Origin of the sequence: Brenneria populi (genome assembly GCF_036016195.1) — a bacterium.
GTDB classification, from domain to species: domain Bacteria; phylum Pseudomonadota; class Gammaproteobacteria; order Enterobacterales; family Enterobacteriaceae; genus Brenneria; species Brenneria populi.
This window is the reverse complement of the sequence record NZ_JAYWTM010000001.1, coordinates 946,171-957,862: the sequence shown is the minus strand read 5'-3', so window position 1 is coordinate 957,862 and position 11,692 is coordinate 946,171. Positions and strand designations below refer to the sequence as shown.

Below are 11,692 nucleotides of genomic sequence, written 5' to 3'. Positions count from 1 at the left end.
TGCAAGCGAAAAGGCGGGAGATGATCAATTTTTGCGTGGCGCGGAGGGATATCCATCCGGGGCAAGGAGACCGTCCCGGATGGTCAAATCATGCTATTTGGCGGCGGCTAATCCATCCAGATAGCGTTCGGCATCAAGCGCGGCCATGCAGCCGGTGCCGGCAGAGGTGATGGCCTGACGATAAATATGGTCCATGACATCGCCGGCCGCGAAGACGCCGGGAATGCTGGTCTGGGTGGCGTTGCCGTGAATGCCCGATTGAACCTTGATGTAACCATTCTCCAGTTCCAGCTGGCCGCCGAATACGGCGGTGTTGGGGCTATGGCCGATAGCGATGAATACGCCGGCCAGCTCCAGTTCTTCAACGGTGTCGGTACGCGTATCGCGCAGGCGCACGCCGGTTACGCCCATCTCATCGCCAAGAACCTCATCCAGCGTACGCTCGGTATGCAGGATGATATTGCCGTTTTGCACTTTATCCATCAGGCGGTCGATCAGGATTTTTTCTGAACGGAAGCTATCGCGGCGATGGATCACATGGACTTCGGCCGCAATGTTGGATAAATAGAGCGCTTCCTCCACCGCGGTATTGCCGCCGCCGACCACGGCCACTTTCTGATTGCGGTAAAAGAAGCCATCGCAGGTGGCGCAGGCAGACACGCCTTTCCCCTTGAACGCCTCTTCGGAAGGCAGGCCCAGGTAACGCGCGGAGGCGCCGGTGGCGACAATTAGCGCGTCGCAGGTGTATTCGTCGCTGTCGCCGAAAAGGCGGAACGGACGCGTTTGCAGATCAACGCGCTGAATATAGTCGAAGATGATTTCGGTATTGAATTTCTCCGCGTGGGCCTGCATACGCTCCATCAGCAGAGGTCCGGTCAGATCATCCGCGTCGCCCGGCCAGTTCTCGACTTCGGTGGTGGTGGTCAGCTGACCGCCTTTTTCCATCCCGGTAATGAGTGCCGGATTTAAATTAGCGCGGGCGGCATAAATCGCGGCGGTATAACCCGCCGGGCCTGACCCCAGAATCAATAACTTGTGGTGTTTAACGCTAGCCATGAGTTCCTCATTTCACGATGGCGGACAATGAGGGGATTGTAAGGAAATTAACCGGGTAAAAAAAGCGTGTGGCGAAGTTGTTAGCTATTTGTTTAATCGCTGGCGGCGATGACGGCAATAACTTGCTGATAGATCGACCATATTCATAAGCAAAACGGCTGAAGGCGATTCAGAGCGGCGAACCGCCCTATTTAATTTGGTGCTTTCTTCTGATTTTAGTTGTTTTACTTTGACAATCCGCTGCGCTTTTGCGAAAACATCTAGGTAAGAGAAAATTTTTTGTATGTGAATAGTTGAATGCTCGGCCTTTTATTCGTTGCCTGTCTGGCTGGTCATTGCACCACGGATAAATCGCTTTTGCCTGGCTTGATATTTTGCCAATAGCGCATGGCGATGACGGATAGCGACGAGCAATAACCGTTGATGTACAAAATAGACAGCGGGTCTTCTTTAAGGGTGGCTCTGATACATTGAAGTTGGTCGGAGTGTAGCAGGAGCAGGGAAGAGTGAAGAGAGACAATAATAATGGTAGATACTAAAAAGCGGCCAGGAAAAGATCTCGATCGTATCGATCGCAACATCCTGAACGAATTACAAAAAGACGGGCGTATTTCCAATGTCGAACTTTCCAAACGGGTCGGCCTATCGCCGACGCCCTGTCTGGAACGTGTGCGCCGCCTGGAGCGACAGGGCTTCATTAACGGCTATACCGCGCTGCTGAATCCGCATTATCTGGACGCGTCGCTGCTGGTTTTCGTTGAAATAACCTTGAACCGCGGCGCGCCCGACGTATTTGAACAATTTAATTCAGCGGTGCAAAAGCTTGAAGAAATTCAGGAGTGCCATCTGGTTTCCGGCGACTTCGATTACCTGCTGAAAACCCGCGTGCCGGATATGTCCGCGTACCGTAAGCTACTGGGTGAAACGCTGCTCCGGCTGCCTGGCGTAAACGATACCCGTACCTATGTGGTGATGGAGGAAGTTAAGCAAAGCAACCGTCTGGTCATTAAGACCCGATAACGCATGGGTGCAAAACCCGATAAATTCAGCTACACTCCTGTGAATTTATACAGTTTCAGCGCCGGGTTTTCCTGGCGCTTTGTCATACGCCCAATAGATTTCGAGCTGCGTCAAGACGGCGATCGCGTGAATCCCTCGGCGCTTGCATAAGCGAGCGGGGCGAGTTGGCGAAGCCGACGCAGTGCAGCTTGAAGGATAGAAGGGTATAAACCTTTTACAGGCCCCTGGAGAGACGCTTGAGCCAGGAATATACAGAAGATAAAGTCATTACCCTGAGGAAACTCAGCGCTACCCGCCGTTTACTTGAAGCGATTTTGATCGTGGTGGCGCTGTTTGCCGTTTATATCGGCGTCGCGCTGCTCAGTTTCAGCCCGTCCGATCCCAGCTGGTCCCAAACCGCGTGGCATGAGCCTATTCACAATTTCGGCGGCGTGGCGGGCGCCTGGCTGGCGGACACCCTGTTTTTTATTTTCGGCGTTCTGGCCTACGCCATTCCGCCGATTATGCTGTGCCTGTGCTGGTCGGCCTTCCGGCAGCGCGACAACCAGAACTCGGTTGACTATTTCACCTTTTCTTTACGCCTCATCGGCACGCTGGCGTTGATTCTGACCTCCTGCGGGCTGGCCGCGTTGAATATTGACGACCTCTACTACTTTGCCTCCGGCGGCGTGCTGGGAAGCCTGCTGGGCAGCGCGATGACGCCCCGCTTTAATAATATGGGGGCGACGCTGATTTTGCTGTGCGTCTGGGCGGCGGGGCTGACGCTGTTTACCGGCTGGTCGTGGCTGACGATTGCGGAGAAAATCGGCGCGGCGGTATTGGGCTGCCTGACGTTTATGTCTAACCGTTCGCGTAACGACGGCGAGCGCGACGCCCGGATAGCGGACGATGCGAAACAGCCGGCGTACCAGGAGCATCAGCCTGAAACGGCGCAATCCGCGGGCGGCGAGGAGGATGATGTTCTGTTTTCCGCGCCTTCGGTGAACGAGTCGCTGAGCGACGCCGGCGCTGACGAGCCGGAGAGTCTAAGCCCGTCGTCGGCCGCTTCACCGGCGCAGGAGGCGAAAGCGATGCCGGCGGCCGAGGTTCGGCATGAGCCGACCGAGTCCGCGCAGCCCGCCGTTCGTCAACAGATTGATGACGCGTCGACGCTCAACCCGCCGCTGTATGCGTTTGAGGTGCCGGAATCCGCGCCATCCTCCCTCGACGGCGACGCAGAGGCTTATCATCCCCAGGGCAGCGCGGACACGCCGCCGATTAGACAGCCGCTGGTTGAGCATCCTATTGACCGGACGCCTCACGCGGCGCCAGCGCAGGCGGCGGAAAACGCCGCAACGTCATTTACGGCCAATAATACCTTTATGCCGGCCTTCAGCGCCGACGACGGTGATAATCCGCAGGTCAAGCAGGGCGTCGGCCCCGAGCTGCCGAGACCGAATCCGGTGCGTATTCCAACCCGCCGGGAGCTGGCCTCGTACGGTATCAAGCTGCCGTCGCAGCGGTTAGCCGAACAGCAGGCCAGAGCGTCGCAGACGCAAGGCGATACGGCTGACGCCCCGCATGATGAGGATACGCAGGACGATATCGCCCGACAGGAAGCGGCGTTACAGCAGGAGTATATTGAGCGGCAGCGTCAGCGCTACGGCGAAGGATATCCGCTGCAGGAAGAGGACGAAGAAACGTTGGCGCAGGCCCGGCTGGCTAAAGATTTCGCCGCCCAGCAGCAGACGCGTTATGAGCCGAAGGATGAGCACGACGCGGGCAAACGCGAGCCGACGTGGGATGATTCCGCACTGTCCAATCTGCCGTCAGGCGAGCGGGTTCTGGGTTTTTCCCCGTTAGCCGACTTGGTCGATGACGGCCCCAGCGAGCCTTTATTTACCCTTCCCGAGTCTTCGGAGCCGATTGCGGCTCCGGTTCATCAAGCGCCCTCCGAGGCGCGTATCGACGAGCGGCAGCCGGCGCGGGAAGCGCCGCCGGCCGATGAGGCGGACGCCGTGGATGAACAGGCGCCGGCGGCGTCCCCATCGATAATGGACAGCCTTATCCATCCGTTCCTGGTGCGTAACGAACAGCCGCTGCAAAAACCGACTACGCCGCTGCCGACGCTGGATCTGCTGACTCCGCCGCCGGCGAGCGAAGCGCCGGTGGACAATTTCGCGCTGGAGCAAACCGCGCGCCTGATCGAGGCCCGCCTGAGCGATTACCGGGTCAAAGCCGAGGTCGTCGATCACTATCCGGGCCCGGTCATTACCCGCTTTGAGCTGGATTTGGCTCCGGGGGTGAAAGCGGCGCGAATTTCCAACCTGTCGCGTGACCTGGCGCGTTCGCTGTCGGTCGTCGCCGTGCGTATCGTCGAAGTGATTCCCGGCAAGCCGTACGTAGGGCTGGAGTTGCCGAATAAGCATCGCCAAACCGTCTATTTGCGCGAAGTGCTGGACTGCGCCAAGTTCCGGGACAACCCTTCGCCGCTGGCCATCGTGCTGGGGAAAGATATCGCCGGCCAGCCGGTGGTGGCCGATCTGGCGAAGATGCCCCATTTACTGGTGGCCGGTACCACCGGCTCCGGTAAGTCCGTCGGCGTTAACGCGATGATTATCAGCATGTTGTATAAAGCGACGCCGGAAGAGGTCCGCTTTATCATGATCGACCCGAAAATGCTGGAGCTTTCGGTCTATGAAGGCATTCCGCATCTGCTGACGGAAGTCGTCACCGATATGAAAGATGCCGCGAACGCATTGCGCTGGTGCGTCGGTGAAATGGAACGCCGCTACAAGCTGATGTCGGCGCTGGGAGTGCGTAACCTGGCCGGATATAACGAACGGGTCATGGAGGCGAATGCGATGGGGCGTCCGATCCCCGATCCGTTCTGGAAGCCGGGCGACAGTATGGATATGACGCCGCCTGTCCTGGAGAAGCTGCCCTATATCGTGGTCATGGTGGATGAATTCGCCGATCTGATGATGGCGGTGGGCAAGAAGGTTGAAGAACTGATCGCCCGTCTGGCGCAGAAAGCGCGCGCGGCGGGCATTCATCTGGTGTTGGCGACGCAGCGGCCGTCCGTGGATGTGATTACCGGCCTGATTAAGGCCAATATTCCGACCCGTATCGCATTTACGGTATCCAGCAAGATCGACTCGCGCACCATCCTCGATCAGGGCGGCGCCGAATCCCTGCTGGGGATGGGGGATATGTTATACATGGCGCCCAACTCTTCGATACCGGTGCGCGTGCACGGCGCTTTTGTCCGCGATCAGGAAGTGCATGCCGTGGTTCAGGATTGGAAAGCCCGCGGGCGGCCTCAGTATATCGACAACATCGTCAGCGGCGGCGATGACGGAGAGGGCGGCGGCCTCTCCCTCGATGGCGATGATGAGCTCGATCCGCTGTTCGATCAGGCGGTCGCCTTCGTGGTGGATAAACGCCGGGCCTCCATTTCCGGCGTTCAGCGCCAATTCCGTATCGGCTATAACCGCGCGGCGCGCATCGTCGAACAGATGGAGGCGCAGGGCATCGTCAGCTCGCCGGGGCATAACGGCAACCGTGAGGTGCTGGCGCCGCCGCCAATGGAGTAGGGATAAAGCATAAGGGCTGCGTTTGCGGCCCTTATGCAAAGAAGCGTAAAAGCGATAATTAGCAGACAATTCGCCTATCACCGCCTGATGCGGTCGGCTAAAGTATTGGCTACGCAGCGCGTCGGATCTCTTCGCGGCAACTGCCGCGATGTCGGTAAATTCAAAGGATTTTGTATGATGAAGAAATGGTTGGCCGCCGGTTTCCTGGCGGCGGGAGTCGTATCAACGGCGGCGTATGCCGATGCCGCCGGCGATTTGCAAAGCCGGCTCAGTAAGGTGAACAGTTTTCATGCCAGCTTCAGTCAAACGGTAACCAGCGCCGACGGCGCCGCGGTGCAGGAAGGCGAAGGCGAACTGTGGCTGAAACGGCCTAATCTGTTTAACTGGCAGACCACGTCGCCGGATGAAAGCGTATTGGTTTCGGATGGTAAAACGCTCTGGTTTTACAATCCATTTGTCGAGCAGGTCACCGCGACCTGGCTAAAGGACGCCACAGGGAATACGCCATTTATGTTGATTACGCGCAATGACGCCGGCGACTGGCGCAAGTACGACGTGAAGCAACAAGGGGATGATTTTGAGCTTACGCCGAAATCGGCCAATGGCAATCTGAAGCAGTTTTCCATCAGCGTAACCAATAACGGCACCATTAAAAAATTTACCGCCACCGAACAGGACGGACAGCGTAGCGCCTATGTACTGAAGAACCAGCAAAACAGCGCGGTGGACTCGGCAAAATTTACTTTTACTCCGCCGAAAGGTGTCGCGGTGGACGATCAGCGTCAGTGAGGTCCGGGTGAGTAATTTGTCACTTGATTTTTCCCGCAACGAGTTCCAACCGCTGGCCGCGCGTATGCGGCCGGCGACGTTAGATCAGTATATCGGCCAGCAGCATATTTTGGGCGCGGGCAAGCCTTTGCCGCGCGCGATTGTCGCCGGACAGCTTCACTCCATGATTTTATGGGGGCCGCCGGGAACCGGGAAAACGACGCTGGCGGAGTTAATCGGCCATTACGGTCAGGCTGACGTCGAGCGTATTTCGGCGGTGACCTCGGGGATAAAAGAGATTCGCGAGGCGATCGAACGGGCGAGACAAAATCGTCATGCCGGGCGTCGAACCATCCTGTTTGTCGATGAGGTTCACCGCTTTAATAAGAGCCAGCAGGATGCGTTTTTACCGCATATCGAAGATGGAACCATCACCTTTATCGGCGCAACGACTGAAAATCCCTCCTTTGAGCTTAATTCCGCCCTGCTGTCCCGCGCCCGCGTCTATTTGCTGAAGGCGTTGACCGCGGAAGATATTGAACAGGTGCTGCAACAGGCGATGAACGACGGCCAGCGCGGATACGGCGGTCAGAAAATCGTATTGCCGGATGAGACCCGGCGGATGCTGGCCGAGTTGGTGAACGGCGACGCGCGTCGGGCCTTAAACAGCCTCGAAATGATGGCCGATATGGCCGAGGTTGACGCAAAGGGCGTTCGTACCCTGACGCCGGCGTTGCTTAAGGAAGTGTCCGGAGAGCGTAGCGCCCGCTTTGATAACAAGGGCGACCGCTATTACGATCTGATCTCCGCTCTGCATAAATCGGTGAGAGGCTCGGCGCCCGATGCCGCGCTGTACTGGTACGCGCGCATCATTACCGCGGGGGGCGATCCGCTCTACGTCGCCCGGCGTTTGCTGGCCATCGCGTCCGAGGATGTCGGCAATGCCGATCCGCGCGGCATGCAGGTGGCGATCGCCGCCTGGGACTGTTTTACCCGGGTCGGCCCGGCTGAAGGCGAGCGGGCAATCGCTCAGGCGATCGTGTACCTGGCCTGCGCGCCGAAAAGCAATGCGGTGTATACGGCGTTCAAGGCGGCTATGCGGGACGCGCGCGAAAAGCCCGATTACGACGTGCCGGAACACCTGCGCAATGCGCCCACCCGTTTGATGAAAGAGATGGGGCTGGGGGCGGAATATCGCTATGCCCACGATGAACCCAACGCCTATGCCGCCGGCGAGAGCTATTTTCCGCCCGAGATGGCGGACGCGCGCTACTATACGCCGTCGTCGCGCGGGCTTGAGGGAAAGATTGGCGAAAAGCTCGCCTGGCTCGCCGCTCAGGATCAAAATAGCCCGACAAAACGCTACCGCTGAACTAAGCGTTGCGGTAAGGTTAACGAGGTATTTTTGACGCCCGGCCGTGTAATATGCGCCGTGTACGACAACATTTCATTTGATAATCATAAGCACAGGATTAGCATGCTCGATCCCAATTTACTGCGTAATGAGCTAGACGCAGTCGCCGAAAAACTACAGGCTCGTAGAGGCTTTAAACTGGACGTTGATACGCTGCGCAAGCAGGAAGAGCGTCGTAAGGTTTTACAGGTAGAAACCGAAAATCTACAGGCGGAACGCAACTCCCGATCGAAAGAGATCGGCGCGGCAAAAGCCCGTGGCGAAGATATTGAGCCGTTGCGCCGCGAAGTTAACGCGTTGGGTGAAAAGCTGGATGCCGCTAAATCAGAATTGGATCAATTGCAGGCCGAGATCCGCGATATCGCCTTGGCTATCCCCAACTTACCGGATGATGCGGTGCCGCTCGGCAAGGATGAGAAAGATAACCAGGAGGTCAGCCGCTGGGGCGAGCCGCGCCGGTTTGATTTCCCGATCCGCGACCATGTGGAGCTCGGTGAGCGGATCAATGGGGTCGATTTTGCCGCCGGGGCCAAGCTGGCCGGCGCCCGTTTCGTGGTAATGAAGGGACAGGTCGCGCGCCTGCACCGTGCAATTTCCCAATTTATGCTCGACTTACACACTCAGCAGCACGGTTATCTGGAAGCCTATGTTCCTTACCTGGTTAACCATGCGACGCTGTATGGCACCGGGCAATTGCCGAAATTCGGCGAGGATCTGTTTCACACCAAGCCATTAAGCGAAGAGGTGGACACCAGCAACTATGCCTTGATCCCCACGGCCGAGGTTCCACTGACGAACCTGGTGCGTGACGAAATTCTGGAAGAGGAGTCGCTGCCGCTGAAAATGACGGCGCATACGCCTTGTTTCCGTTCGGAAGCCGGATCTTACGGACGCGATACCCGCGGCTTGATTCGCATGCACCAGTTCGACAAGGTTGAGCTGGTGCAGATTGTCCGGCCGGAAGATTCCATGCAGGCGCTGGAAGAGCTGACTTCTCAAGCCGAGACCGTATTGCAGCTGCTGAAGCTGCCGTATCGTAAGGTGCTGCTGTGTACTGGGGATATGGGATTCGGCTCCTGTAAAACCTATGATCTGGAGGTGTGGCTGCCTGCCCAGGATACCTACCGCGAAATCTCTTCCTGCTCCAATATGTGGGATTTCCAGGCGCGGCGCATGCAGGCGCGTTGCCGCAGCAGGAACGATAAGAAAACCCGCCTGGTTCATACGCTGAACGGTTCGGGGCTGGCTGTCGGGCGTACCCTGGTTGCGGTGCTGGAGAACTACCAGCAGGCGGACGGCCGGATTGCCGTGCCCGAAGTGCTGCGTCCCTACATGGGCGGCCAGGAATTTATTGGCTGATTAAGCCGTATGTTAACTATCTGTAAAAAAGCGCCTGGCGGCGCTTTTTTTATGCGGCAATACGGCGAATGCGGGTCACCTAAGCCGGTTTTTAGGGTAAACGCAGGGGGAGACTCCCGTAGGAACGCCTCTTTCCTGTGGCCGCCCCGGTATCTCAACGCTTAAACAATCGGCATTAGGCAATACGGCAATATTTTTTAATCAAGAACGCTCTTTTTTTAGGTCAGCGTCGCCGCATTAAGATTATTATTTTAGTTAAATCTATTTAAAATCATTGGGCTAAGTATTTTTCCCCTCACTGTTTTATAGCTTGGCTATTTTGTTTGATTAATTATTTCAATCAAGCCGGAAATAATCATTATTTGCTCATATAGCCTGGATTGACTTTTAAACGCGCAGTGGCATGATGCGCTCATTCTTTTCCGGTTTTTGGTTATCCATTTAATTATGTCCGCTTACTCTCGCCCAGTGCTTTTATTGCTCTGCGGCCTTTTGCTGCTGACGATTTGTATCGCCGTATTGAATACGCTGGTGCCAATTTGGTTGAGTTATCAACAACTTCCGACCTGGCAGGTTGGGCTCGTCGGCTCATCTTATTTCAGCGGGAATCTGGTTGGGACATTATTCGCCGGTAAGTTAATCCGGCATTATGGATTTAATCGCAGTTATTATTGCGCCGCATTATTATTCGGCGTGGCAACGATCGGATTGGGCATCTCCAGCGATTTATGGAGTTGGCTATTCTGGCGTTTCCTGGCTGGCGTCGGCTGCGCATTAATTTGGGTTGTGGTTGAAAGCGCGCTGCTGTGCAGCGGTTCTTCTTCGCACAGAGGCCGGCTGTTAGCTTCGTATATGATGGCCTACTACATTGGCAGCGTAATAGGGCAGCTTTTGCTTGGCATGGTGTCAACAGAGATCCTGAGCGTTTTGCCCTGGGCCGTGGCGTTGATCATCCTGGGAATGTTGCCGCTGCTGTTCGCGCATATTCCTCCGCCGATAAAAGAAGAGCGTAAGGTGAATATCTGGAAGATGCTGAAATACCGCCATGCCCGCTTAGGCGTGCACGGCTGCGTGATTTCCGGCGTTATTCTGGGGTCGCTGTATGGGCTAATGCCGCTTTATCTTTCTCACCAGGGGATGAGCGACGCCAAGGTAGGATACTGGATGGCGCTGCTGATCAGCGCAGGTATTGTCGGGCAGTGGCCCGTCGGCCGTATGGCGGACAGATATGGGCGCCTGCTGGTTTTACGGGTGTTGACGTTTGCCGTGGTTATCGGCTGTCTTGCCATGCTGAGCGTTAGCCGCTATGCAATGGCTCCCTCTTTATTCCTCTTGGGGTGCGCCGGCTTCACGCTGTATCCTGTCGCCATGTCATGGGCCTGCGAAAAAGTGCGTCCGGATGAACTGGTGTCGATGAATCAGGCGCTATTGCTGAGCTATACGCTGGGCAGCCTGAGCGGCCCCAGCCTGGCGGCGGTACTGATGCAAACCTACTCCGATCGCCTGCTGTTTGTTCTGATCGCAGCGGTGTCGCTCTGTTATCTGGTTATGCTGTTGAAAAACGTCGATCACCATTCAAAACCGTTGGCCGCCGCCTGAGTTCATAATAACAAACAGGCCGGAGGGGAACCCCGGCCTGTTGATTCATCAAGACGCACATAGATGCTGGCCTGCGATCGCCATGTTCGCATCAATACATCACTTTGTGCCCGTATCCTTCCAGGATGGATTTCACGCGATCCATTGTTTCGGCTTTTGGCGGCTTCACGCCATCCAGCTTGTACTCCTCTCCCATCGCGATCCATTTGTGCTTACCCAGCTCATGGTAGGGGAGCAGTTCGATTTTCTCGATATTCGACATATCCTTGGTGAACTCGCCGAGCATATGCGCCGACTTATCATCATCAGACCATCCCGGCACCACAACGTAACGTATCCAGGTACGCTGGTTGCGCTTTGCCAGATAGCGGGCAAAGTCCAGGGTCCGGTGGTTGGACACGCCGACCAGATTTTGATGGATGTCGTCATTCATCTGTTTCAGGTCGAGCATGACCAGGTCGCTGACATCCAGAAGCTCATCGATCACCGGCTCATAGCGCCGAACGAATCCGTTGGTATCCAGACAGGTATTGATGCCTTCCGCGTGGCAGGCGCGAAACCAGTCGCGGACGAATTCGGCTTGTAGAATGGCTTCGCCGCCGGATGCGGTGACGCCGCCGCCCGACGCGTTCATGAAATGGCGATAAGTCACGACCTCTTTCATCAGTTCTTCTACCGTAATTTCCTTCCCTGCGTGCGTGTCCCAGGTGTCCCGGTTGTGGCAGTAGAGGCAGCGCATCAGGCAGCCTTGAAAGAAAACGATAAAACGAATGCCCGGGCCGTCGACGGTACCGCAGGATTCGAAAGAGTGGATGCGACCAGTTACTGACATTGCAGGGTTTTCTCCAGGTTTGACCGAACAATAGCGGTCTTTGTAGGCGCAGTCATAAGAGAACGGACG

General features: G+C 56.5%; 8 protein-coding genes. 6 read left to right on the top strand and 2 right to left on the bottom strand.

The window, feature by feature from the left end:
• Positions 1-93: 93 nt before the first annotated feature.
• Positions 94-1,056 (bottom strand): thioredoxin-disulfide reductase, encoded by a 963-nt coding sequence (gene trxB / locus VSX58_RS04310; protein ID WP_327616964.1) that lies wholly within the window; start codon positions 1,054-1,056, stop codon positions 94-96.
• 525 nt (positions 1,057-1,581) lie between these two features.
• On the opposite strand from trxB, the gene lrp reads away from it, so the two are divergent.
• The 6 genes from lrp to VSX58_RS04280 all read left to right on the top strand — a co-directional run bounded on the left by lrp (position 1,582) and on the right by VSX58_RS04280 (position 10,791).
• Positions 1,582-2,076 (top strand): leucine-responsive transcriptional regulator Lrp, encoded by a 495-nt coding sequence (gene lrp, locus VSX58_RS04305; RefSeq protein ID WP_005967536.1) that lies wholly within the window; start codon positions 1,582-1,584, stop codon positions 2,074-2,076.
• 236 nt (positions 2,077-2,312) lie between these two features.
• Positions 2,313-5,651 carry a DNA translocase FtsK 4TM domain-containing protein gene (locus VSX58_RS04300; RefSeq protein WP_327616963.1) on the top strand — a complete coding sequence of 1,113 codons (3,339 nt, stop codon included), beginning with the start codon at positions 2,313-2,315 and terminating at the stop codon, positions 5,649-5,651.
• A gap of 177 nt (positions 5,652-5,828) precedes the next feature.
• The gene (gene lolA, locus VSX58_RS04295; RefSeq protein ID WP_327617067.1) at positions 5,829-6,440 is read left to right on the top strand and encodes an outer membrane lipoprotein chaperone LolA; all 612 of its coding nucleotides are present in this window, start codon (positions 5,829-5,831) and stop codon (positions 6,438-6,440) included.
• A gap of 7 nt (positions 6,441-6,447) precedes the next feature.
• A complete protein-coding gene (locus tag VSX58_RS04290) occupies positions 6,448-7,791 on the top strand; it encodes a replication-associated recombination protein A (protein ID WP_327616962.1) in 1,344 nt (447 codons plus the stop codon).
• A gap of 105 nt (positions 7,792-7,896) precedes the next feature.
• A complete protein-coding gene (gene serS, locus VSX58_RS04285; RefSeq protein ID WP_327616961.1) occupies positions 7,897-9,192 on the top strand; it encodes a serine--tRNA ligase in 1,296 nt (431 codons plus the stop codon).
• A gap of 447 nt (positions 9,193-9,639) precedes the next feature.
• Positions 9,640-10,791 carry an MFS transporter gene (locus VSX58_RS04280; protein ID WP_327616960.1) on the top strand — a complete coding sequence of 384 codons (1,152 nt, stop codon included), beginning with the start codon at positions 9,640-9,642 and terminating at the stop codon, positions 10,789-10,791.
• A 91-nt stretch (positions 10,792-10,882) separates the two neighbouring features.
• On the opposite strand, the gene pflA is transcribed toward VSX58_RS04280, so the two are convergent.
• On the bottom strand, positions 10,883-11,623 hold the full coding sequence (pflA, locus tag VSX58_RS04275; RefSeq protein WP_327616959.1) for a pyruvate formate lyase 1-activating protein: 741 nt from the start codon (positions 11,621-11,623) through the stop codon (positions 10,883-10,885).
• Between the last annotated feature and the right edge of the window lie 69 nt (positions 11,624-11,692).